General features: G+C 67.1%; 18 protein-coding genes and 1 tRNA gene. 4 read left to right on the top strand and 15 right to left on the bottom strand.

Going from position 1 to position 24,453, the window contains the following annotated elements; genetic code table 11:
* Window positions 1-6 precede the first annotated feature (6 nt).
* Window positions 7-1,215 carry a cytochrome P450 gene (locus tag HRU81_03190; GenBank protein ID QOJ31187.1) on the bottom strand — a complete coding sequence of 403 codons (1,209 nt, stop codon included), beginning with the start codon at window positions 1,213-1,215 and terminating at the stop codon, window positions 7-9.
* Between the two features lie 78 nt (window positions 1,216-1,293).
* Here HRU81_03190 and HRU81_03185 point away from each other — a divergent pair, with 78 nt between their 5' ends.
* Window positions 1,294-3,357, top strand: a complete 2,064-nt coding sequence (locus HRU81_03185; GenBank protein QOJ31186.1) for a DUF2075 domain-containing protein — start codon at window positions 1,294-1,296, stop codon at window positions 3,355-3,357.
* 350 nt (window positions 3,358-3,707) lie between these two features.
* On the opposite strand, the gene cysI is transcribed toward HRU81_03185, so the two are convergent.
* From cysI to def, 3 genes are all read right to left on the bottom strand, one after another.
* Entirely contained in the window at window positions 3,708-5,351 is a 1,644-nt protein-coding gene (cysI, locus tag HRU81_03180) for an assimilatory sulfite reductase (NADPH) hemoprotein subunit (protein ID QOJ31185.1), read from the bottom strand.
* Window position 5,352: 1 nt separating this feature from the next.
* Entirely contained in the window at window positions 5,353-7,158 is a 1,806-nt protein-coding gene (locus HRU81_03175; GenBank protein ID QOJ31184.1) for an assimilatory sulfite reductase (NADPH) flavoprotein subunit, read from the bottom strand.
* Between the two features lie 79 nt (window positions 7,159-7,237).
* Entirely contained in the window at window positions 7,238-7,744 is a 507-nt protein-coding gene (gene def, locus HRU81_03170; GenBank protein ID QOJ31183.1) for a peptide deformylase, read from the bottom strand.
* A gap of 54 nt (window positions 7,745-7,798) precedes the next feature.
* On the opposite strand from def, the gene HRU81_03165 reads away from it, so the two are divergent.
* On the top strand, window positions 7,799-8,812 hold the full coding sequence (locus tag HRU81_03165) for an LLM class flavin-dependent oxidoreductase (protein ID QOJ31182.1): 1,014 nt from the start codon (window positions 7,799-7,801) through the stop codon (window positions 8,810-8,812).
* Window positions 8,812-9,867: a metallophosphoesterase gene (locus tag HRU81_03160; protein QOJ31181.1), complete on the top strand. Its 1,056-nt coding sequence runs from the start codon at window positions 8,812-8,814 to the stop codon at window positions 9,865-9,867. Before HRU81_03165 ends, HRU81_03160 begins: the two co-directional genes overlap by 1 nt.
* Here the strand turns inward: HRU81_03160 and HRU81_03155 are convergent.
* From HRU81_03155 to HRU81_03105, 11 genes are all read right to left on the bottom strand, one after another.
* Window positions 9,864-10,769, bottom strand: a complete 906-nt coding sequence (locus HRU81_03155) for a hypothetical protein (protein ID QOJ31180.1) — start codon at window positions 10,767-10,769, stop codon at window positions 9,864-9,866. The two genes, HRU81_03160 and HRU81_03155, sit on opposite strands and share 4 nt — an antisense overlap.
* A gap of 5 nt (window positions 10,770-10,774) precedes the next feature.
* Window positions 10,775-11,110 carry a hypothetical protein gene (locus HRU81_03150; protein ID QOJ31179.1) on the bottom strand — a complete coding sequence of 112 codons (336 nt, stop codon included), beginning with the start codon at window positions 11,108-11,110 and terminating at the stop codon, window positions 10,775-10,777.
* Between the two features lie 118 nt (window positions 11,111-11,228).
* Window positions 11,229-12,272 carry a tellurite resistance/C4-dicarboxylate transporter family protein gene (locus tag HRU81_03145; protein ID QOJ33264.1) on the bottom strand — a complete coding sequence of 348 codons (1,044 nt, stop codon included), beginning with the start codon at window positions 12,270-12,272 and terminating at the stop codon, window positions 11,229-11,231.
* Between the two features lie 20 nt (window positions 12,273-12,292).
* Complete coding sequence (locus HRU81_03140) at window positions 12,293-13,033, bottom strand: peptidylprolyl isomerase (protein QOJ31178.1); 741 nt, start codon at window positions 13,031-13,033, stop codon at window positions 12,293-12,295.
* Window positions 13,030-13,755, bottom strand: coding sequence for a respiratory nitrate reductase subunit gamma (narI, locus tag HRU81_03135; GenBank protein QOJ33263.1), 726 nt, complete (start codon window positions 13,753-13,755; stop codon window positions 13,030-13,032). The genes HRU81_03140 and narI overlap by 4 nt, the downstream gene beginning before the upstream one ends.
* Window positions 13,752-14,420 carry a nitrate reductase molybdenum cofactor assembly chaperone gene (narJ, locus tag HRU81_03130; protein QOJ31177.1) on the bottom strand — a complete coding sequence of 223 codons (669 nt, stop codon included), beginning with the start codon at window positions 14,418-14,420 and terminating at the stop codon, window positions 13,752-13,754. Before narJ ends, narI begins: the two co-directional genes overlap by 4 nt.
* Before the next feature lie 19 nt (window positions 14,421-14,439).
* Window positions 14,440-15,999 (bottom strand): nitrate reductase subunit beta, encoded by a 1,560-nt coding sequence (gene narH / locus HRU81_03125; protein ID QOJ31176.1) that lies wholly within the window; start codon window positions 15,997-15,999, stop codon window positions 14,440-14,442.
* A gap of 4 nt (window positions 16,000-16,003) precedes the next feature.
* Window positions 16,004-19,750: a nitrate reductase subunit alpha gene (locus HRU81_03120; GenBank protein ID QOJ31175.1), complete on the bottom strand. Its 3,747-nt coding sequence runs from the start codon at window positions 19,748-19,750 to the stop codon at window positions 16,004-16,006.
* Window positions 19,751-19,812: 62 nt separating this feature from the next.
* Window positions 19,813-21,099, bottom strand: a complete 1,287-nt coding sequence (locus tag HRU81_03115) for a NarK/NasA family nitrate transporter (GenBank protein QOJ31174.1) — start codon at window positions 21,097-21,099, stop codon at window positions 19,813-19,815.
* 1,183 nt (window positions 21,100-22,282) lie between these two features.
* A tRNA-Ser gene (locus tag HRU81_03110) sits at window positions 22,283-22,370 on the bottom strand.
* A 64-nt stretch (window positions 22,371-22,434) separates the two neighbouring features.
* Window positions 22,435-22,770 (bottom strand): hypothetical protein, encoded by a 336-nt coding sequence (locus HRU81_03105; GenBank protein QOJ31173.1) that lies wholly within the window; start codon window positions 22,768-22,770, stop codon window positions 22,435-22,437.
* Window positions 22,771-22,976: 206 nt separating this feature from the next.
* Between HRU81_03105 and mltF the strand changes: the two genes are divergently transcribed.
* The gene (gene mltF / locus HRU81_03100) at window positions 22,977-24,428 is read left to right on the top strand and encodes a membrane-bound lytic murein transglycosylase MltF (protein ID QOJ31172.1); all 1,452 of its coding nucleotides are present in this window, start codon (window positions 22,977-22,979) and stop codon (window positions 24,426-24,428) included.
* Window positions 24,429-24,453 lie beyond the last annotated feature (25 nt).

Genomic DNA, 24,453 nt, shown 5'->3' with positions numbered 1-24,453 from the left:
GCCCGGTCATGCACTCGCAGGCACCGTGTGCGGTGCCCAGCGGTAATGCACCGGCAGCGAGTGATATCCCTTGAACATCACACCCTCGCGTGGCACCGGATCGGCCGCAAGGCGCACATCCGCCAGCTGTTCAGTGAGCTGGCGAAAGGCGATGCGCCCCTCGAGCCGCGCCAGCGCATGACCGGCGCAGAGGTGGCGGCCGGCAGCGAAGCTGAGGTTGTCGCGGGCATTGGCGCGACCGAGGTCGAGCACGTCGGGCTGGTCGAAATGGCGCGGATCGCGGTTGGCTGCGGCCAGCGACAGCATGAGGAAGGTGCCTGCCGCGATCGGCTGCCCCCCGATCTCGACGTCCTGCGCCGCCTGCCGGAACAGCACGTACAGTGGCGGGTCGTAGCGCAGGAATTCCTCCACCGCATTCTCCGCCAGCCCGGGGTCCGCCTGCAGCCGCTTCCAGCTCCCGGGATTGCGCATCAACGCCAGCAGTCCATTGCCCAGCAGGTGCGTGGTGGTCTCGTGCCCGGCCATGAGCAGCGTGATCGCCGCCCAGACGATCTCCTCCCGCGACAGCTTGTGGTCGCGCTCGTTGCGCAGGAGCAGGCTCAGCAGGTCGTCGCCCAGGTTGCGCTCGCGCAGCCGCAGCACATCCGTGAGGTAATCGTGCAAGGCAGTGGCACCGGCCGTCGCGCGCGCGAACTCCTCCGGCGTGGCGATGATCTCCAGCCCCGCCAGCATCGCCGCCGAGCCCTCGTGCAGCAGGTTCTCCTCCTCCTGCGGGATCCCCAGCAGGTGGCAGATCACGGTGACCGGCAAAGGCAGGGCGAAATCGCTGATGAAGTCCCCCTCCCCGCGCTCGCGCATGCGGGCGATCAGCCCGGCGCAGGTGTCCTCGATGAACTGTGCCAGTGCATCCGTGCGCTTGCGCGAGAACGCCGGCATGATCGCCTGACGGAAGCGCGTGTGGTCCGGCGGGTTCATGCCGATCATGTTGTGGCGCCCGAAATCGCGGAACGGCCCCTCCGGCTTGCGGTTCACCGACCACTCCGTCGGCCGGCGCACCTCGTGGCTGTTCAGTGCCCAGGACACGTCCGCATGGCGGCACAACAGCACGCCGCCATCCGCCAGCGGCGTCACGGGTTGCTCACGCAGCAGCCGCGTGAACAGCCCCTGGGCGTCGTAGCGGAACTCCGGGGTCATCGGATTGACGACGAGAGTCATGGTGGGGCTACCTCCGGGATGGTCGGTTGGCATCGGGTAGAGGCTGATGGTACGCCGGCCGCAGGTCAAGTCAGGCGGATGCCGGGTTCGCCGGTGCCCTGGTGCTGCCGTTGGCCTTTCATTCATACTGGCTGCGTGTCGCCCTTCCCTCCCGCCACGCCCGACAGCTCTGGCTGGTACTCAGCGCCCATCGACTCGTTCCTTCTTGCCGAATCCGACCGGATCATCGGTGTCCTGACCCGGAAGAGCCCCTTTGACGTCACTCCCGCACAGGTGGCCGCATGGCGTACCGCGATCGACATCCTTCAGGATGCGCTCCAGGGTCTCTCCGGCACAGTCATTTTCGAGTTCGAGGTGCCACGGCTTCGACCCCGCATCGATGCCGTGCTGGTTTGTGGCGCCGCCCTGATTCCCGTTGAGTTCAAGGTTGGTGCATCCACATTTGCGGCTGATGATGTCAACCAGGCCTGGGACTATGCCCTTGACCTGAAGAACTTCCATGAACCCAGTGCATCGGCAAGCATCTTTCCGATTCTGGTTGCGACCGATGCCGCAAGCGCCGACTCCTCCTGGTCCGCTCCACATGCCGACGGCACCCGCCAACCATGCCGGTCCGCACCCAGGACACTGCGCGCCGACATCATGGAGGCCATCAGGCTCGCGACAGGTCCGCCGATAGACGGCGAGGAGTGGCAACGAGGCCGTTACCGACCCACGCCAACCATCATCGAAGCAGCGCAGGCGTTGTACTCTCGCCACGGCGTCGAGGCAATCTCACGAAACGATGCGGGCGCCAGAAATCTGCGGGAGACTTCCGCCACCGTTGAGTCGATCATTGCACGCAGCGTCGCCTCGAGGTTCAAGGCCATCGTGTTCGTCACCGGAGTGCCGGGTGCGGGAAAAACGCTGGTTGGCTTGAATCTTGCGACGCGCCATCGTCGATCCGAGGATGCCACCCATGCCGTGTTCCTCTCGGGAAATGGACCCCTGGTCGCGGTGCTCCGGGAAGCGCTGGCCCGTGACGAGCACGCGAGGCTGAATTCCCAAGGCATCAAGGCCCGAAAGGGCGACATCCGGCAGCCAATCCAGCAGTTCATCCAGAACATTCACCATTTCAGGGATGACGGCGTTCGCACCCTCCGCTCTGCCGAGCCCCCGCATGATCGCGTGGTCATCTTCGACGAAGCGCAACGTGCATGGAATGCCCGCAAGACCGCGAACTTCATGAAGCAACGCAAGGGTCTGGCTGGCTTTGACCGTTCCGAACCACAGTTCCTCATCGAGTATATGGACCGGCACGACGATTGGGCGGTCATCGTCTGTCTCGTCGGAGGTGGGCAGGAAATCAACGACGGAGAGGCAGGCATAGGTGCCTGGCTCGAGGCACTGGCCAGTCACTTTCCGCATTGGCATGTTTTCATCTCCCCGGAGCTGTCCGATAGTGAGTACGCGGCCGGCAATTGCCTGGACGAACTGGGACGACGGGGCAGAACGGAGACCCTTGAAGACCTGCACCTCTCGGTCTCGATGAGATCCTTCAGATCGGAGAAACTCTCGCGATTTGTAAAGGCGGTGCTGGACACGGATTCCGTCATGGCCCGCGAGCTGTTGTCCCAGATCGGAGCACAGTACCCGATGGCTGTCACACGGGACCTTCGCGCCGCAAAGGACTGGGTTCGACGTCATGCACGTGGCTCGGAGCGATTCGGCATGGTGGCCAGCTCCAGCGCCCTGCGCCTGAAGCCGCACGCCATCGATGTCCGCGCACCGGTCGATGCCTGTCACTGGTTCCTGAACGGTCGCAACGACACACGATCCAGCTTCTACCTGGAGGATGCGGCCACGGAATTCCAGATCCAGGGGCTCGAACTCGACTGGATCTGCGTGAACTGGGATGCCGATCTCCGGTACCACAACGGCGCCTGGGCCAGGCGTCGCTTCGATGCACGCGGCTGGACCACCGTACGGGACACGGCCCGACAGCAATATCTGCTGAATACCTACAGGGTCCTGCTGACACGGGCACGACAGGGAATGGTGATTTTCATCCCTCCGGGAGACCCCGACGATCCGACCCGCTTACCCGACTTCTATGATGGGACCTACCAGTTCCTCACCGAGGTTGGCATCACGCCGCTGTAACGCCACCCAGACATCAAAAAGGTGTCTGACATATTTTTCCTGTTTTCCGGGTAACGATCCGATTGGCATCCGGCAGGCTCACGCCCTGAGCCACCGCCCCTGCAGAATATGCGCTGTCGGCAGCGCTGACGGGTCTCCTGCCCTCTGTCGTGGACCCGCTGCTGCGGTCGCGCCCCGGCAGCCTGGTGTCCTCCAGCCAGCTGCCGGGCCGCCTCCCGGCGGCGGGTCTGCGCCCAGGGACGACATCTGCCACGAAGGGCGCCTGACCTGCTGTCGGGGGCCGCGAGATCAGGTGATCGATTGGAGCGAACAAATATGTCTGACACCTTTTTGCAGTGTCCGGCAGCGGCCTATGCCGCCAGCACCCCGGCGCGCCAGAGGAAGTCGCCGAAGCGCTCGGCAGGCTGGCGCTGCGCCTGGTAGCGGCCGAGGAGCCCGTCGAGGATCTCGAGGATGGCAGCCTCGTCGATGTTGTCCCGATAGATGACATTCAGCCGCTGGCCGCTGGCATCGCCACCGAGGCGCAACACATAGCGGCCAGGCGCGCGGCCAATCAGGCCGATCTCCGCCAGGTAGGGCCGCGCGCAGCCATTGGGGCAGCCGGTCAGCCGCAGGCTCAGGGGTTGCCGCTCGAGACCGTGCTTCACGAGCAGGCGCTCGATCAGCGCGAGGATGGTCGGCAGGTAGCGCTCGGCTTCGGCCATCGCCAGCGGGCAGGTCGGCAGGGCGACGCAGGCGAGCGCGTCGCGACGCAGGGGCGTGCCGGCCAGCGCCTCGCCGAGCCCGTGTTCGGCGACGAGCCGGTCGATCTGCGCGACAGCCTCTTCCGGCACGCCGGCGATGACGAGGTTCTGGTTTGGCGTGAAGCGGAAATCGCCGGTGTGTATGGCGGCGATGCGTTCGAGGCCGGTCAGGTGCGCACCCGCGACCCGCCCGGACTCGATTCGCAGGGTCAGGTGCCGGCGGCCATCCACGCCCTCGATCCAGCCGAAGCGGTCGCCCTGGCTGGTGAGCAGGAACGGCCGTGGCGACGCGAGCGGCCCGCCCAGGCGCGCCGCCAGCTCCGCCCTGAACCAGTCGAGGCCGCGGTCGGCGATGGTGTACTTCAGCCGCGCGTGCTTGCGATCCGACCTGTCGCCATGGTCGCGCTGGATGGCGAGCACCGCTTCGCTGACTTCATGCAGCCGCCCGGGTTCGAGGAAGCCGATAAGGTCGGCGAGCCGCGGAAAGGTCGCGGGCTCGCCATGCGTCATGCCCAGCCCGCCGCCGGCGACGAGATTGAAGCCGGTGAGCCGGCCCGCCTCGACGATGGCGATGAAGCCGACATCCTGCGAGAACACGTCGATGTCGTTGTGCGGCGGCACGACGATGCCCACCTTGAACTTGCGCGGCAGGTAGGTCGGCCCGTAGAGCGGCTCCGCTTCCGGCGTGCCCTCCACCTTCTCGCCATCGAGCCAGATCTCGTGGTACGCGCGGGTGCGCGGCCGCAGGTGCTCGGAGAGGCTGCGCGCCCACTCGTGCACCTGCGCGTGCAGCGCGGATTCCACCGGGTTCACGCTGGCCATGACGTTGCGGTTGACATCGCCGCAGGCAGCGATGGAATCCACCAGCTCGGCGTTCATGGCGGCAATGGTCGTCTTGAGGTCACGCTTGAGGATGCCGTGCAGCTGCACCGTCTGGCGCGTGGTCAGGCGCAGGCTGCCGCTGCCATGGCGCCGCGCGAGCCCCGCCAGGGCCAGCCACTGCCGCGGCGTGCACACGCCACCCGGCAGGCGCGTGCGCACCATGAAGCTCCATGCGGGCTCGAGCTTCTGCCGCTCGCGCTCCTCGCGCAGGTCGCGGTCGTCCTGCTGGTAGCTGCCGTGGAACTTGATGAGCTGCCGGTCCGGCTCGCGCAGGCCACCGGTATGCGCATCGGCCAGGCTCTCGACCAGCGTGCCACGCAACAGCCTGCTGGCACGCTTGATGCCCTCGACGGGGGATTCCGCGGCCATGTCAGTAGACGTCGCGCAGGTAGCGGCCTTCGGCCGCCAGCGCGGTGAGCCATTCGCCGGCGCCCTCCTCGTCGAGACCGGCGTGACGGGCCACGATCCCGAGCAATGCGGAATGGACATCGGGAGCCATGCGCCTTGCATCGCCGCAGACATAGAGGTGCGCACCACCGGCCAGCCAGGCATGCAGCTCGGCACCGGCCTCCTGCAGCCGCTGCTGCACGTAGATCTTGTGGGCCTGGTCGCGCGAGAAGGCCACGTCCAGCCGATGCAGCGAGCCACGACGCAGCGCCGCCTGCCACTCGGTCTGGTAGAGGAAGTCCTCGCGCAGCGAGCGGCCACCGAAGAACAGCCAGTTGCGCCCGCTGGCCCCCGTAGCCTCCCGTTCCTGCAGGAAGCCGCGAAACGGTGCCACCCCGGTTCCGGGGCCGATCATGATGATGTCCCGGGAGGCATCTGCCGGGAGGCGGAAGCGCTCGTTGGCTTCGACCCAGACCCCCACCGTGGCCCCGACCGCCTGCGCCGCGAGGAATCCCGAAGCGGCACCCTGGGCGCCCTGGCCATCGGCATCGCTGCCGACCACCGCCACCGTGAGGTGCAGCTCGTCACCGACGGCGACGGGACTCGATGCCACGGAATACACCCGGCCGGCGACCGGCCGCAGGGCCGCCACCAGCGAAGCGGCATCCCAGGCGGCGGGCCAGCGCTCGAGCACATCGGCAAGCTGCGAGCGGGCGGTGAATGCGGCGAGTGCCGCGGGCTGACGCGCATCGAGGAGTTCGCCCAGATCCGCACCGCTGCGCTCGGCCACCGCCGCGAGCAGCGGCCGCGCGATGCGGGTGATCTCGAACTCCTCGCGCAGCCTGTCCTCGAGGCGGCGCGTCACGCCCTGCAGCGTGACGCTCTCCCCACCCGTCAGGCCAGTTGCCCGCAGCACGCGCGCAATCGCCGGCTCCGGATTGCGGTGGACGATGCCGATGGCATCGCCCGGCCGGTAGAGCTGGCCGATGCCCGCAACCGCCAGTTCGACGTGCCGCACGTCGCGCAGCGCCTGCCGCCCGGTGATGCGCTGGTTGACGAACAGCTCCGCCGGCAGCGGGCTGGCGCGGCCCGGCGCCACCGGAGGCGCAGCAATGGCCGTCACGGCACGTGCTTCGGCCAGCGGCTGGCGCTTCAGGGCGTCGCGCACCCGGGCCAGCGCATCCTCGATCCATGGCGCGGCCAGGCGCTCGATGTCGGTATCGCAATCGACACGCGGCAGGAGGCGGCGCGCGCCGAGCCTGGCGAGCCGCTCATCGAGGATCCGGCCTGCTTCGCAGAACTTCGTGTAGCTGGAGTCGCCGAGGGCGAGCACCGCATACTGCAGGTCGTGCAGCTGCGGCGCGCGCCGGCTGCCGAGGTACTCGAACAGCGCGCGCGCCTCCTCCGGCGGCTCGCCGTCACCGTGGGTGCTGACGATGACGTAAAGGTGGGTCTCACGGGCGATGTCGCGTGGCGAATAGTCGCCGGCCTTCACCACCCGGGCGCCGATTCCCGCCTGCCGCGCACCCGCGAGCAGCCGCTCGGCGAGCTGGCGGCCATTGCCGGTATGGGAGGCGGACAAGATGGTCAGCTGGTTTGCTGCCGGCGTCGCTGCCGGAGTGGCCGACGTGGTCGCAGCCGGCCTGGCGGCTGAGGTCGCGGCGATGCCCGCGAGGTAGCCGGAGGCCCAGGCGAGCTGCTCACGGCTGAGTCCGCCGGCCAGCTCGGTGACGAGGGCCAGCTTCTGGAGCGACAGGGGATGTTCGGTGAGCGCCGTGGCCGGGTTCATGGGAGGCGATGCTAGGCGACAGGTGCTGCGGCCGGAACGGCCAAGCCGTTATGGCCTCATAACCACCGCCGCAGCCGGCTCAGGGATGGAAGCGCTCGAACTCCCGTTCGAAGGCCAGCCGTGTCAGATCGGTCATGCGATCGAGGTAAAGGCGCCCGTCGAGATGATCGAACTCGTGCTGGAACACCGTGGCATTGAAGCCCTGCAGTTCCAGTGTCTTCGATTGCCGCTGGTCGCTCGTGTAGCGCACCCGGATCCCTTGCGGGCGCTCCACCCAGCCGCGCAGCCCCGGTACCGAGAGGCAGCCCTCCCAGTTGCCCGCGGTGGCCGGATCGAGTATCTCGATCACCGGGTTGACGAACACCGTCAGCGGCAGGGCCGCCAGCTCGCCGTAGCGCGTCGGGCCGCCCCTGATCTCGATCAGTGCCAGACGCAGGGATTCACCCACCTGCGGGGCGGCCAGGCCGATGCCTCCATAGTCGTGCAGCGTGTCCACCATGTCGGTGACCAGCTGGCGGAAGCCGGCAGCGCCGATCTCCGCGGGCGCCAGCTCGCGCGCCACCTGCCGCAGCAGCGGATGTCCCATGCGAAGCACGCGCCGGATCGCCATGCCGGCAAGGATAGCGGCTAAGATACGGGCATGGAAATCGACATCATCCTCAACGAATTTGCCTCGCCCCAGGCGGCGCTGGAACTCGGGTTGATGGCCGAGCGCTACGGCGTGCGTGGCCTGTGGTCGGCCAACTATGCCTGGTCTCGCGACCCCTTCTTCACCCTGTCGCTGCTGGCCGAACGCTCCACGACGATCCGCATGGGGCCCATGGCCATCAGCCCGGCGGAACTGCATCCGCTGAAGATGGCGAACCTGCTGTTCTCGCTCAACGAGCTCAGCCGCGGCCGTGCCATGATCATGGTCGGTGGCGGCGGCGCCGTGCTGCAGGCCATCGGCGGCAAGCGCGAACGCATGGTGCGTGGCGCGCGCGAATGCCTGGAGATCCTCAAGGGCGCTTCCGCCGACAAGACGCTGAACTACAAGGGCGAGGTCTACAAGGTCTGGGGTTACCGGCCGGCGTGGAAGACCGATCCTCCGCCGCTCGTCTACTTCGGCTCGAACCACCCGCAGAGCCGGCGCATGGCGGTGAAGCATGCCGACGGCCTCATCACCAGCGACTTCGTCGTGCCGCTCATGAAGGCGTTCGTGGACGATGCCAGGGCGGAAATGCGTGCCGCCGGGCGTGATCCGGCCGGCTTCCGCTTCAGCAATTTCTGGGCCTGGCACATCAAGGAGGATGCGCAGGCATCCTTCGCCGAGGCACGCCGCGAACTGATGCTGCGCGGCTGGCTGCGCGACAAGTACTTCGCGCCCTTCCTCGACCCGGATGAACTCAGGATCATGCGTGCCCACGAGAAGGACTTCCTCGATGCCTTCCTGCGCGGCAGCGACCGCATCGAGAACGTGCCGGCCGGCCTCGTGGACAAGATGGTCCGCAACATTTCCTTCGCCGGCGGTCTCGAGCAGATCGATGCCGCGATCGCCACCCTCAGGGACTTCGCCGCCGCCGGCCTCACCGAGATCGCCATCCGCGTGCACGACGACCCGGCCGATGCGCTGCGGCTGATCGGCGAGCGGGTCATCCCGGCGTTGCGGAACTGATGCCGGGCGACCACCTCTTCCAGCCGCTGTTCGACGGCCCGCTCGACATCGTCGGCGACATCCATGGCGAGCCGGATGCGCTGGGGAACCTGCTCGCCGCGCTCGGCTATGACGCCGATGGCCGCCACCCCGGGGGCCGGCGGCTGGTCTTCATCGGCGATCTCTGCGACCGCGGACCCGACAGCCCCGCCGTGTTCGCCCGGGTCGCGGGCCTCGTCGAGCGCGGCCTGGCGCAGTGCCTGCTCGGCAACCACGAGCTCAACGTGCTGCGCAATGCCCGCAAGGAGGGCAACGGCTGGTTCTTCCCGGACGACCACGACGCGGCCCACGGCCGGTTCGCCGGCAGCAGCCGCGCCTCGGACACCGACCGCAGCGCCATCCGCCGCTTCATTACCGGCCTGCCGGTGGTGCTGGAGCGCGCGGACCTGCGCCTGGTACACGCCGCCTGGGACGATGCGGCACTGGCCCTGCTGCGCGAATGCCGCGCGGCGACCCTGGCCATCTACAACGCCTACAGCGAGCGCACCCAGGCCGTCGTGCAGGAAAGCGGCATCGGCGAACGGGCGGGCGCGCAATGGCGCGAATATCGCGAGCAGCTGACGGACCCGCAGGTCGCCCCGCCGCTCCTCGAGAGCCTCGGCCGGCTCGATACCCTCGAGCAGATGGCCAACCCGCTGCGCATCGCGACTTCCGGGCCGGAGACCCTGGCCAGCAAGCCGTTCTTCGCCGCGGGCAAGTGGCGCATGGTGGACCGCGTGCGCTGGTGGGATCACTACCGGCACGAGGTGCCGGTCATCGTTGGCCATTACTGGCACTGGCCGACGGCGGAACTGCGCGCTGCCCTCACACGCGGCGAACAGGATCTCTTCGACGGTGCCGGGATCGACCAGTGGCTCGGCATGCGGCGCAATGTCTATTGCGTCGATTTCGGTGTCGGCGCGCGCTACAAGGAGCGCGCGGCCGGGGTCGCGCGCTTCGCCACCCGGCTGGGCGCGCTGCGCTGGCCGGAGCGCGAGGTGGTTACCGACGACGGCGGCCGCATCCGCCTCCGCTAGATGCCGCCGGCTTCGATGTCGGCCTGCTCGCCCTCGTTGGCCTCGCGCAGCTTCTGGATGACCTCGTCGTAGTAGGGCCGGTCCTTGAGGCTGGCGTACTCGCCGGGGAAGCACACGGTGGTGAGATCGGCCGCCTCCGGCGAGAAATTCGACAGCGTCACCGCGCAGCGCATGCCGCCCGGCAGCCGCGTGTTGTCGATGACCGGGAAGTCATAGAAGCCGACAGAGAAGCTGGCCCGCGAATCGGGGACTTCCTCGCCACCATCCGCCGCAGCCACCTTCAGGCGCACGATGAGCTGCTGCTGCCCGATGTCCACCTTGAGTACCCGCAGGGCCACCTCGGCCGCTTCCTTGCGCAGCGTGATGGTCTCGGGGTCGAGCGCCACGCCGGCGGGTCCTGCCGCGGCCAGCTCGGCGAAATCCACCGAGCGCCGGAAACTCCTGCCGTGGCCCTCGAGCGCGAAGAGCTGCTTGGCGGTGGTCTCGCGCGCCACGGCATTGATGCGCCGCAGGTACTCGCCGCGCTCCGGGTCGGCGGACTTGCGCAGCCGCCGCTGCATCTCCAGGAACAGCGGCTTGAGGTTGAGCGAGTCATGGAAGTTGTAGGCCAGCAGCTCGAGGTTCAGCACCCTTGCGGAGAGATCCTCGTGATCGCCGCCGAGAAAGGAGCCGATGATGGAGACGAACATGTCCTTGCGCAGGCTGGACTCGGCAGCCTCGCGGCGGCTCATGATCTCGGAATACAGCCGCGCATTGGTCTCCACCGCCTGGCGGCGCTCGAGCAGCTGGGAACCCTTCATGCCGACGAAGGCGACCGCGAAGGCGGTGAGCAGCCCGCCCGTAGGGTGCAGGACGATGGCCAGCTTGTCCCAGAAATCCTTCTTCTTCGGTTCCTCGGCCATGGCGATCAGCGCCGCCGGGCGACGAGCTTGCCGTCCTTCTTCTCGAGCACCACATCCGCCTGCGCGGCGTCTTCGTAGGATGCAATGCCCATGCTGGCGGTCTCGCCCTGGTAGCTGATCGTGAGCTGGCACTTGCCGGTCTCGTCGACGACCAGGTGGTAGCCCCCGGTCTTGTCGGTCTTCACCGGCGGATAGGCCCTGGCGCCGCAGGCCGCGACCACTTCGACGCCCTCCCCGACACTGGCTCCGGCGAACGTCACCCTGCCGTAGATCTCTCCGGCAGAAGCAAAGGCGGGAAGCAGGCACGCAGCAGCAAGCAGGGCATTCCGGGCGGCAGGCATGGGGGGATCCTCTTCCGGCATCCGTCGGGGCCGGCAGCCGGAATGCTAGCGATTCCCCGCGCCGCCGGCCACCGTGGCACGCGACGCCAGGCGTCCTGTGGCGAGCGTCTGCCGCCGGTCACCCTGCGGGACCCGTGACGGCGGCCGCGACGCCACGCCACAGTGACCGCGCCAGGCCGAGGAAGGTGACCGCCCACGCCGCCAGCGCCACGTAGGCGAGGTACGGCAGGACCGGATACAGGAATCCCAGGTCCAGCGCATGGGCCAGCTCGTAGGTGCAGGCGGCGTACATCCCCAGCGGAAACACCGCTCCCCAGTACAGCGGGTCGTAGCGCAGCGGGAAGCGGGCATACACGTGCCGCCAGACACCGAGCACCAGCAGCATCGGGATCCACCAGGTGCCGGTCGCCCAGTAGAACACCGTGAAGCCCTTGATGAAGGGCGCCAGCGAGGCAAGGAAGGGCGCATCCGGCGCGTTGACGATGAGCAGCGCCCCGGCGAGCGTCGAGATGGCCATGGCCCCCATGTTGATCCAGTACGGCGGCGAGAGGTCGCCGGGTGCGAGCCGGAAGAAGGTGTAGCGGTAGAAGATCAGCGAGATCATCCAGGTGTAGAGCATCCCGCCCCACAGCCACATCGACAACGCCAGGAAGTTGAGCTCCAGCCGGTAGGGATTGCCCCAGTGCACCGCGAGGTTGGCACTCAGTACCGCGACCGATTGCGTGGCGACCACCGCCAGCAGCCAGGCACCGGAGATGCCGGCGTCGAGCGCGGGCTTCTGCTGCTTCACGGTGAATGCCGCGAGCACCGTATAGGTCAGTCCCACCCAGAGCACCAGCGCCACCAGCCACAGCCCGTGCGCCATCACGTAGTCGTGCGACAGCAGCACGAACTGGCTGCCCAGCACGCCGGAAGCCGCCACGCTGGTGAAGAATCCCGGGCCACGCTGGTGATCCACCAGATCCTCCCACAGCTCGCGCGGGAACCACAGGGCGCGCAGTGCCGTGAGCAGCCAGAGCATGACGTAGGCCGCCAGGTTGAAGGCGAACAATGCCGCGGCAAGGGCCGACAGGCCATGGAGGTGCGCCGCGACCGAAACGATGCCGGTCGCCATGACCAGCGCGAAGTACGCCGGCGACAAGCCGCGCACCGCCGCCCGCAACACACCGGCTGCCACGGGTGCTATTGCACCAGCGGTGTCGGCGCCGCAGCGAGATCGACGCCGCGCACCTCGGCCCGCCCGGCCAGCACCCGTACATACTGCTCCAGCGCCCGCCGCTGCACGCTGTCGCGCAGCCGTTCCGCGATCGCCTCGCGTGCATCCTCGAAGGGCACGGGCCGCCCGGCTACCCGATGATCCACGGCGACGATGTGGAAGCCGAAGCGGGTCTTCACCAGCTGCCTGGCGATACCGGTCCATGCGCCCTCGAACACCACTTTCTCGAATTCCGGCACTGCCTCGCCACGTTGCATCTGGCCGAGGTTGCCGCCGTGCTGGGCCGATGGGCAGTTCGAGCACTCGCGGGCCAGCGCCTCGAAGCGCTCCGGCGTCTTCAGCAGCTCTCGCAGGATGTGCTCGGCCCGGGCCCGCAGCGTATTGACCGCCATCCCCGGGGTCAGCTGGAACAGGATGTGGCGCACCATCACCAGCTCGCCGCGCAGGAAGCGCTGCGGGTTTGCCTGGTAGTACTGCCGGCACTCCGCCTCGGTGGGCTCTGGCGTCCTCACCTCGCGCTCGAGCAGACGCTCGATCGCGGCATCGACATCCCCGGCATCCGCGCCATCGGTGATGTCCGCGCTGGCCACGGCCCGCTGTCGCAGCAGCTCGCGCACGGCCGCGGCCGCCGGCGAAGGGAACCCGGCGGCGTCCACGGCGATGCCGTTGATCGACACGTCCGCCACCGGCGCCGGTGCCCCGCTCACTTGCCGCCGGCCGCCGGCACGCCACCCCGCGGGTTGGCACCCCGCGTGCGCACCAGCTGCGGGGGCCGGAACAGGTAGGCCACCGTGGCAAAGCCGCTCCAGATATGGGCGAGGCGCGTGAACGGAAAGACCAGGAAGATCGTCAGCCCGAGGGCGATATGCGCCTGGTAGACCCAGGGCACCCCCGCCAGCAGCGCGGCATTGCCGGCACGGAAGATGACGATGCCCTGCACATACTGCACCAGCTGCAGGAACATCACCCCGCCCAGGTGCTGGGCCGAGAAGTAGATCGTCCACAAGCCCAGCACGAGCTGCAGCCAGAGGATGACCAGGATGGCCATGTCCCAGCCGCGGGTATTGGCGTGGATGCGCGGGTCCACCACCCGCCGGTGGATCAGCAGCGTCAGGCCGGCCAGCGCCGCGAGCCCGGCGAGGCCACCGCCCACCATGGCCAGCAAGGCGTGCTGCTGCGCCGTCATGACGGCATCGACCAGCGGCTCCGGGATCAGGAAACCGAACAGGTGGCCGAAGAACACCACCAGAATACCGAAGTGGAACAGGTTCGAGCCCCAGCGCAGCTCACGCTGGCGCAGCAGCTGCGAGGAGTCGCTCTTCCAGGTGTACTGGTCGCGGTCGAAGCGCACCAGGCTGCCGAGGAAGAACACCGCCAGCGCGATGTAGGGATAGATGCCGAACAGGAAGGCGTGCAGGTAGTCCATCAGGATCGTCCTTTTCCCTGCGCCGCGGGTTGGCGAAGCGGAACACCGGCGCCGCCCCTCTCCCCCGCCGGCGCGAAGGCCGGCACCTCGGCCCAGTCTTCGTCGAGCGGCGCTTCCCGTACCGGCGGCATCCCGGCCCGGCTCCAGTCGAGACCCGGTGCCCGGGCAATGGCCAGCAGCGCATCGAACACCGCCGCGTACTCGCTGCCACGTCTGAGCAGCGCATCGCCGATGCTGCGCAGGATGTGCGCACACTCGCCGAGCATGGCGCGTGCCTCGTCGAGGTCTCGGCAGGACAGGTACTCGAGCATCACCGGCAGGTAGTCCGGCAACTCCCCGGACGACAGCTCGTAGCCTGCGGCGGCGTACAGCTGCCGCAGCTCCACCATGGCCATGCCGCGATCACGCGATTCGCCGTGCACGTGCTCGAACAGGTTCAGCGAAGTCGCCCGTCCCCGGTCGAACAGCTCGACATAGCGCATCTCGAGATCCAGCCCGTCGCTGGCGCGCAGGGCGTCGACCAGCGACGCCAGCCTCGCTCGCTGCTCCTGCCCCATGGCCTGCGACGCCGCCAGCGCGCCGGCGATCTCCGGCAAGGCCGCTACCAGCTCCGCATCCGGATAGCCGAGCAACGCTGCCAGCGCCCGAATGGCCTTCGCTTCCTTCATGGCAATGTCCGTGCCGCCATCAGTAGTCGGCCACCTTCTCGTGGCCATCCTCGCCGCGCACGCGCAGCGGGAAGATGCGCTTGCCGCCCATCTTCTCGCCGAACAGGCTGGCGCTGCTGTCGCCGTTGGAGCAGCCGTTGCCGAAGCTGAAGCCGCATTCGCCCCGCAGGTAATAGGCCGTCTCGGCGTACTCGCGATGCGTGGTCGGGATCACGAAGCGGTCCTCGTAATCCGCCAGCGCCAGGTAGCGGTGCATGTCCTGCACTTCGGCGAGGCTCATGCCCACCCGGTCGAGCAGTGCCAGGTCGTCCCGCCGCTCCAGCTGGCGTCCACGGTAGAAGGCACGCATCGCCAGCATGCGCTCCAGGGCCAGGACGACCGGCTCCTCCTTCCCGGCGGTCAGCAGGTTGGCGAGATAGCGGACCGGGATGCGCAGGCTGCGCACGTCGGGTATGCCATCGGCTTCGCCCACCTGCCCGGTGGTCGCCCGCGAGCTGATGGGCGAGAGCGGCGGCACGTACCACACCATCGGCAGCGTGCGGTACTCCGGGTGCAGCGGGAAGGCGATCTTCCACTCGATCGCCATCTTGTAGGCGGGCGAGCGGCGTGCCGCCTCCAGCCAGTTCTCCGGGACACCGTCGGCCCGTGCCTGCGCCTGGACCTGCTCGTCGTGCGGATCGAGGAAGATGTCGAGCTGCGCCTGGTAGAGGTCCTGCGCATCGGGCACGGCGGCCGCGCTCTCGATGCGGTCGGCGTCATAGAGCAGCACGCCGAGGTAGCGGATGCGCCCGACGCAGGTCTCGGAGCACACGGTCGGCTGGCCCGCCTCGATGCGCGGATAGCAGAAGATGCACTTCTCCGCCTTGCCGGTGTTCCAGTTGTAGTAGATCTTCTTGTAGGGGCAGCCCGAGACGCACATGCGCCAACCCCGGCACTTCTCCTGGTCGATCAGCACGATGCCGTCTTCCTCGCGCTTGTAGATGGAACCCGACGGGCAGGAAGCGACGCAGGCCGGGTTGAGACAGTGCTCGCACAACCTCGGCAAGTACATCATGAAGGTGTTCTCGAACTCGCCGTAGATGTCCTTCTGCATGTCGGCGAAGTTCTGGTCCCTGGAGCGGCTGGCGAACTCGCCGCCGAGGATCTCCTCCCAGTTGGGTCCCCACTCGATCTTGTCCATCCGCTTGCGGGTGATCACCGAGATCGGCCTGGCCGCCGGCGGCGTGGGCATCTCCGGTGCCGTCTGGATGAACTCGTAGTCGAAGGTGAACGGCTCGTAGTAGTCGTCGATCTCCGGCAGGTGCGGATTGGCGAAGATCTTCATCAGCACCCCGAGCCTGCCGCCCTGGCGCAGCCGGATGCCGCCATCGGCCTTGCGCTCCCAGCCGCCTTTCCAGTGCTGCTGGTTCTCCCAGTCCTTCGGATATCCGATCCCGGGCTTGGTCTCGACATTGTTGAACCATGCGTACTCCATGCCGACACGCGAGGTCCAGACATTCTTGCAGGTGACCGAGCAAGTGTGGCAGCCAATGCACTTGTCGAGGTTGAGCACCATCGCGATCTGTGCGCGGATCTTCATGGCATCAGGCTCCTGTCTGCTTCAGCGGCGCGTCCAGCCAGTCCGCCCTGGTCATCTTGCGCAGGATGACGAACTCGTCGCGGTTGGAGCCCACGGTCCCGTAGTAATTGAAGCCGTATGCCAGCTGCACGTAACCGCCGATCATGTGCGTGGGCTTGAGTACGGTGCGGGTCACCGAGTTGTGGATGCCGCCGCGGTGCCCGGTGATCTCCGACCCGGGCACGTTCACGATCTTCTCCTGTGCGTGGTACATCATGCACATGCCGACATGCACCCGCTGGCTTACCACTGCGCGTGCAGTGAGGGCGCCATTGGCGTTGTAGAGCTCGATCCAGTCGTTGTCGACGATACCCGCCTGCCGCGCATCGGTTTCGGAGATCCAGACGATCGGCCCGCCGCGCGACAGCGTCAGCATGATCAGGTTGTCGGTGTAGGTGGAATGAATTCCCCACTTCTGGTGCGGCGTGATGAAGTTGAGGACGATCTCCCGGTTGCCGTTGGCCTTGCGGCTGCGCAGCGCCGTGACGCTGCGCGTGTTGACCGGCGGCCGGTAGACGCAGAGCGCCTCGCCGAAGTCCCGCATCCAGCGATGATCCAGGTAGAACTGCTGGCGCCCGCTCAGCGTGCGCCAGGGGATCAGCTCGTTGACGTTGGTATAGCCCGAGGTGTAGCTGACATGCTCACTCTCGATGCCGGACCAGGTCGGCGAGGTGATGATCTTGCGCGGCTGCGCCTGGATGTCCCGGTAGCGGATCTTCTCGTCCTCGCGCGTCTCGGCGAGGTGGCGGTGCGGCCGGCCGGTCTGGCGGGTCAGCGCGTCCCAGGCCTGCACGGCCACTTCGCCGTTGGTCTCCGGCGCGAGGAAGAGGATGGTCTCGGCGGCATCGGTGTCGGTCTCTATCCTCGGCAAGCCCTGGGTCACACCCTCCTCGGCCACCGGCCTGTTGAGCGCGGCCAGGCCGTCGACCACATCGGCCATCGGCCAGTTGATGCCCTTGCCGCCGTTGCCCTGCGTCCTGAGCAGCGGCCCGAGGGCGGTAAAGCGCTTGTAGGTGTTCGGGTAGTCACGCTCGACCACGACGATGCCGGGCGCGGTCTTCCCCGGCACGAATGCACACTCGCCGCGCTTCCAGTCGGCCACGTCCAGCGGCTGCGCGATCTCGCCCGGCGTGTCATGCAGGATCGGCTGCAGCACCACGTCCTGCTCCACGCCGAGGTGGCCGGCGGCCAGCGCGGAGAACTTCCTGGCGATGCCCTTGTAGATCTCCCAGTCGCTGCGCGCCTCCCAGGCCGGATCCACCGCCGCCGAGAGCGGGTGGATGAACGGGTGCATGTCGGTGGTGTTGAGATCGTTCTTCTCGTACCAGGTCGCGGTCGGCAGCACCACGTCGGCGTACAGGCAGGTGGTCGACATGCGGAAGTCGAGCACCGTCAGCAAATCGAGCTTGCCCTCCGGCGCCGGCTCGTGCCACTTCACCTCCTCCGGCTTGGGCTCCCCGGACTCGCCCAGGTCCGGCCCGAGCACGCCATGCTGCGCACCCATGAAGTGACGCAGGAAGTACTCGTGGCCCTTGCCCGAGGAACCAAGCAGGTTGGATCGCCACAGGAACAGGTTGCGCGGGAAATTCACCGGGTTGTCGGGGTCCTCGCAGGCCATGCGGATGCTGCCGTCCTGCAGCCCCCGGGCCACGTAGGCCGCAGGCTCCATGCCGGCCCTGGCCGCCTCGGCCGCGACCCGCAGCGGATTGACGCCGAGCTGCGGTGCCGAGGGCAGCCACCCCATGCGCTCGGCGCGCACGTTGAAGTCGATCATCGAGCCGGTGTAGCGGGCCGGATCGGCGAGCGGCGACAGCAGGTCGCGGACGTCGATCTTCTCGTAGCGCCACTGGTCGGAGTGGGCGTAGAAGAACGAGGTGCCGTTCATCTGCCGCGGCGGTCGCACCCAGTCGGTGGCGAAGGCCAGCACCTGCCAGCCGGTCTGTGGCCGCAGCTTCTCCTGGCCGACGTAGTGCGCCCAGCCGCCGCCGGAGACGCCGACACAGCCGCAGAGCACGGCCATGTTGATGCAGGCGCGATAGTTCATGTCCTGGTGATACCAGTGGTTCATGCCGGCGCCGATGATGATGAGCGAGCGTCCCCGGGTCAGCTCGGCGGTCCTGGCGAACTCGCGCGCCACGCTGATGGCATCCTCGGCGCGTACGCCGGTGATCGCCTCCTGCCATTTCGGCGTGTACGGTACGTCGTCCTCGTAGCTCTTCGCGCAGCCGTCGCCCAGGCCGCGGTCGACGCCGTAGTTGGCGCACAACAGGTCGAACACGGTGGCGACCGCGACGTCGCCATCGGCACAGCGCAGGATCTTCACCGGCACCTTGCGCAGCAGTATGTCGCCACCCTGGTCGTTCGCCGGGAAGTGCTCGTGCGGCCGACCACCGAAGTAAGGGAAGGCCACCGGCAGCACGTCGTCGCCGCGCCCGAGCAGCGACAGCACGAGCTTCACTCCGGCGCCATTCGCGCCGTCCTTCTCCTCGAGGTTCCACTTGCCAAGGTCCGCCGATACCTGCGGCCCCCAGCGATAGCCGATGGAGCCCTGCGGCGCCACGGGGCTGCCGGTGGTTTCGTCGAAGCCGACGGTCTTCCACTCCGGGCTGTTCACCTGGCCAAGCTGGCCGGCGAAATCCGCGGCGCGCAGGTAGCGGTCGGGCACATGGCGATCGCCGTCCTTCACCAGGCGGACCAGCAGCGGCAGGTCGGTGTAGCGGCGCGCGTAATCGTCGAAGTACGGCACCGTGCGCGCCACGTGGAACTCACTGAGGATCACGTGACCCATCGCCATGCCCAGCGCCGCATCGGTGCCCTGCTTGGGATGCAGCCACTGGTCGCCGAACTTGGCCACCTCGGCATAGTCCGGCGTGATGGAGACGATGCGGGTGCCGTTGTAGCGCGCCTCGACGAAGAAGTGCGCATCCGGCGTGCGCGTCTGCGGCACGTTCGAGCCCCAGGCGATGATGAACTGCGAGTTGTACCAGTCGGCCGATTCCGGCACGTCGGTCTGCTCGCCCCAGGTCTGCGGCGACGAGGGCGGGAGGTCGCAGTACCAGTCGTAGAACGACAGCAGGCTGCCACCGATCAGCGAGAGATAGCGTGCACCGGAGGCGTGCGAGACCATCGACATGGCCGGGATCGGCGAGAAGCCGCACACGCGATCCGGGCCGTACTTGCCGATGGTGTAGACATTGGCCGCGGCGACGATCTCGGTGGCCTCCTCCCAGCCCACGCGCACGAAGCCGCCGCGGCCGCGGATGGACTTGTACTCACGCGCACTGCCGGGATCCTCGACGATCGAGGCCCAGGCCTCGACCGGTGCCAGCGTCTTGCGTGCCGCGCGCCACAGCCGCACCAGCCGGCCACGCACCATCGGGTGCTTCAGACGATTGGCGCTGTAGAGATACCAGCTGTACGAGGCCCCGCGCGAACAGCCGCGCGGCTCGTGGTTGGGCATGCCGGGGCGGGTGCGCGGGTAATCGGTCTGCTGCGTCTCCCAGGTGACGATGCCGCCCTTGACGTAGATCTTCCAGCTGCAGCCGCCGGTGCAGTTCACCCCGTGGGTGGAACGCACCACCCGGTCATGCTGCCAGCGCAGGCGGTAGCCCTCCTCCCACTTGCGGTCTTCCTTGCGCGTCTCGCCGTGGCCGCCTGCAAAGGGCTCGCGGTGCTCGGTGAAGAACTTCAGACGGTCGAGGAAGTGACTCATGGCTCTGCTGTTCCCGCGGTCAGGCTGCGACCGTACACCTGCGACGGGACGATCGACAAGAGCTACGGGGGATCGCGCTGCACAAGGTCAACCGGTCGCGTCGCTTCGTGGGTCACCAGCGGCAGGCGCCGGACCTCGGTGAAGTAGATGAGGATCAGCGACACCCACACGATTCCGTAAAGCAGCATGAAGCAGCTCGAGCGGATCCGTGTGATGTCGAGGACGATGCCCCAGAGGATCGGCAGAAAGAAACCACCGAGCCCGCCAGCCAGCCCGACGATGCCGCTGACGACGCCGAGGTTGTCGGGGAACTCGTCGCTGATGTACTTGAACGTCGAGGCCATGCCGAAGGCGAGCACCACTCCCAGGACGAACAGCAGCAGGGTGAACGGCTGCACGGCCCAGGCGAGATGGAACCGGGCCGCGCCGTCGATGGTCTTCACCGAGAACTCGGTCGCGGGGTAGGAGATCAGGAACAGCACGATCCACGCGACCCACAGCACCCACCAGGTGACGCCGTGGGCACCACGCCGGTCGGCAATCCAGCCACCGACGGCGCGCAGCACGCCGGCGGGCAGCGCGAACACCATGGCCAGCATGGCGGCGGCGTTGATGCCGAGGCCGTACTCCTGCACATAGTAGTCCGGCATCCAGAGTGCCAGCGCGGTGAAGCCGCCGAAGGTGAGCGAGTAGTACTGGCAGAGCTTCCACACGCGCCAGTCACGCAGCACCGCCAGTTGTCGCAGCAGCGGTGTGCCGGCCGCACCGCCGCGCACGCCCGGATCCGGCGCACTCGCCAGCCAGAACAGCAGCGCGGTCGCCAGCAATACCGCCGCATAGACCTTGGGGACCATCGCCCAGCCATGGGCCTCGATCAATCGCGGCGCCACGAAGAGATTCAGTGCCGCGCCGCTGGTTCCGGCACCGAAGAAGCCCATGGCGAAGCCGCGCCTGTGCTGCGGAAAGAAGCGCGCGCTGTACGGCGTGCCGACGGCGAAGGAGGCGCCGACGATTCCGAGCAGGAAGCCGATGGCGAGGAATTGCCAGTATGCGGTGGCATGGCTCAGCAGGTACACCGGCAGGGCCGCCACCAGCAGCAACGTGGTCATGACGACGCGGCCGCCGAAGCGGTCCGTCCAGGCACCGAGAGGCAGCCGCATCAGCGCCCCGAACAGCACCGGCGTGGAGGTCAGCAGGCCGAACTCGGTATTGTTGAGCCCGAGCGTCTCGCGCACCGGAATGCCGATGACGCCCAGCATCATCCACACGGCAAAGCAGACCATGAAGGCGAACGTGCTGGCGAACAGCACCACGTAGGCACGCGGGTGCAGCTGGTCGGTGCTGCTCATGGCTGGCTCATCGGGCGCCTATGACCGCTTGCACTTCAAGGTGGCGGTGGACGTAGTCATTAGCGAACCAGTCTCAGCGGACCTTTTCCCTGTTGAACAGGGAAACTACAGGGAAAGCACGCGTCCGGCCGGCCGAGGCTTGCAGCTGAACGCGCCCAAATTGCCTGATTTGAGGCCCCGATGAATTCTCCGGCCTACTCCAAAACAGGGAATTTCGCCGGCCTGATCAGGGAGTTCTATGGGGTTAACAGCGTGGCGGTGCATACAGCGACACACGCCGTGACGTCCTTGTGAGTGCATTACGTATGCGCGGACTCGCTGTCTCCAACGGGCGGTGACGAGTCCTCAGCTCGGGTAATCTCCATCAACAGGCCACATCGCCATTACCGACGGCGACGTTTATGAATCGATATCCTCGCGGCTGCCAGTGCGGCAATCCCACAAATCGATGCGACAAGGGCAAATTGCGCAAGTGCGATTGGCCACAACGTGAATTTCCTTGCCATCGAAAATGCAAGCAGGGCTTGCGGAAATACCATGGCCCATCCCCAGCTCCAAGTCCTTTCCGGCATGAGCCATGCGAGGACTCCAGCAGCTACCATCATGGCTGGAAGGCCAACAACAAAATACGTGCGGCTACTCCAGGCGTATCTAACCTCGTCCGCCAGCATTATCCCAATCCAAACGGCCGCGCCAACGGCAATTGCCGCAGCGTAAGCAATAACGGTTGGACGCCTATCGGCGACAGGTGTCGGCCTGATTTGAGGCGTCATTGAAGGTCCGTGTTACTGCATCGTCGATCCGACGGTTCACAGCGCCAGTAGCTCCGGACGTAGCAAACGACGACCTGGGCATTACATCTGGTGCATGGAGACTGCACACCAGCATTTATCCCTCCCGTAAATAACCACGACCACATGTTGCAGCGGTTCGCTTCGTAACATTGATCATGGGCATCGCAGCACTTCCTAGTGCATTCATTGCCTTCGCCAACGAGATCACACCCTTTTTCTTGCGGACTGAAATATTTGAAGGGATTGCCAAACAAGAGCCCCAGAGGATCAGACTCGTTCAACATCTTGAGGTCGAGCACGAAAATACCCATGCGCACAAGGCCAGAAATTTGGATATATTTCGTCTTCAGTTGTATTTATAAGTCATTGTTTTACAAGGTAATAATAACTGGCGGAGGGAGAGGGATTCGAACCCCCGTGACGTTTCCGTCCCACTGATTTCGAGTCAGGGCCGTTTAGCCGCTCCGGCATCCCTCCGGGGCATGCAGGCCGCGGAATTATAGGCGGCTCGCGGCCGGCTGCCAGCCGTTTCTGCCCCGGGTCAGGGCGCCCGGTTGCAAGCAGTCTGGCTGGCCAGCCGGACCAGCGCCTGCAGGAATTCGGCAGGCCGGCTGATGGCGCCGCGGTTGCGGGCATTGGGGTCCACCGAGCAGCCGGAGGCGGTCGGCGCGTTCTGCTCCACCTCGCTGGCCGTCTCCATCCGGTAGAACGTGAACCAGTTCTCCAGGGGCAGCGGCTCCCCACGGCGTCCGCTCTCATAGTAGAGGCGGTAGGCGCGGTAGCGGCCGAGCACGAGGCGCACCTCGGCCGGATCGAGGCCCTGGGCACGGCACCACTCATCCCAGCCCGGCGCCACGACAGGGCCGGCGCCGATCACGACCGGAACCCCTGGTGATCAGACCGCACATAACCAACAGGTTTATATGTATATTGCAACTTACTGATTAATATAAATATAAACATAATACTCGGTCGGATAATGGTGACCTGTTCCAATGGCCGGGCCGACGGCGGGCATGGTAACGTCTGCCCCGCGTCTGGGCCAAACCGTCAGGGACGACCCTGCGGGTGGAGGTTTCAAGGTTGCTGGCTGCCCGCCTGAAGCTTGGAGTGCTGCTGTGCGCGACCGCGGTGCTGGGCACCTGCGCGCACCCGCCTTCCCTGCTGGAAGAGGTCCGGCAACTGGGCGAACTGCGGGTCATCACGCGCAACGGGCCCAACGCCTACTACGTGGACGGTGACGGCCCCAGCGGCCCTGAATACGAGCTGCTCAAGGGCTTTGCGGAGGAGCTCGGCGTCCGCCTGCGCCTGATCGTGGTGGAAAACGCCGCCCAGGTGCTGCCGGCCCTGGTCAACGGGCAGGGTCATCTCGCTGCCGCCGGCCTGACCGTCAACCGGGACAGCGAGCGGCTCGTGGACTTCGGGCCGGCCTACCAGCAGGTCACCGAGCACCTGGTGTACCGCGACGGCCGCCGCCGGCCGCGCGACCTGCGGCAGCTGCGCGGCAAGCGCCTCGAGGTTCCTTCCGGAACAAGTTATGTCAAGACACTGGTCCGGGCCCAGGCGCGGGTGCCCGATCTCGTCTGGACCGAGAACCCGCACGCCGACCAGAATGAATTGCTGCACCGCGTGGCCATCGGTTCTCTCGACTACACGGTGGTGAAATCCAGCGCCTTCGCCGTGTACCGCAGCTACATCCCCGAGATCCGCGTGGCCTTCAACCTCGCCGAGGGCGAGTCGGTTGCCTGGGCCTTCCCGCAGCGGGCGGATGCGAGCCTGCGGCAGGCGGCCGAGCGTTACTTCGCCCGCATCCGGGCGAGTGGCGAGCTGGACCGCATCATGGACACCTACTACGGCCACGTCGCCCGGCCGAACTACGTCGGCACGAAGGACTTCCTGCGCGATGTGCGCTCCAAGCTGTCGGCTTACCGCCAGCAATTCAAGGCGGCCGCCATGGAGTTCGGTGTCGACTGGCGGCTGCTGGCCGCCATTGGCTACCAGGAATCCAGGTGGGACCCCACTGCCGTCTCCCCCACCGGCGTGCGGGGCCTGATGATGCTCACCGAGGAAACCGCCGCCAGCTTCGGCATCGAGGATCGCACCGACGCCGCGCAGAGCATTCGTGGCGGCGCGCGCTACCTGGCGCACATCCTGTCACGGATTCCCAAGGACGTGGTCGAACCGGACCGCACTGCCTTCGCGCTGGCCACCTACAACATGGGCTTCGGCCATCTGCTCGATGCCCGGCGCCTGACCCGCGACGGTGGCGGCAACTGGAACCTCTGGGTGCACGTGCGCCCCGCGGTGAAGAAGCTCGCCGATCCGGATTTCGCCGCGCAGACGCGCCATGGTTTCGCCCGCGGTGGCGAGACGGTCTGGTTCGTCGACAACGTGCAGGCCTACTTCAACGTGCTGGCTTTCATGACCCGCGACGAGGTGCCCCTGCCCGACTGGATGCAGCAGCGCGCGCCCGCGCCCATCCAGGCCGACGCCGGTCCCGCCGCGAGCAAGCCGTCCCGCGACGAAGCCACCTGAGACGGGTGCGGTCCCCGGGGCACGG

The sequence above is a fragment of the Gammaproteobacteria bacterium genome (assembly GCA_015709695.1).
Taxonomy (GTDB): Bacteria; Pseudomonadota; Gammaproteobacteria; order Steroidobacterales.
The sequence above is the reverse complement of the archived record's forward strand: the minus strand, read 5'-3'. Positions and strand labels throughout refer to the sequence as shown.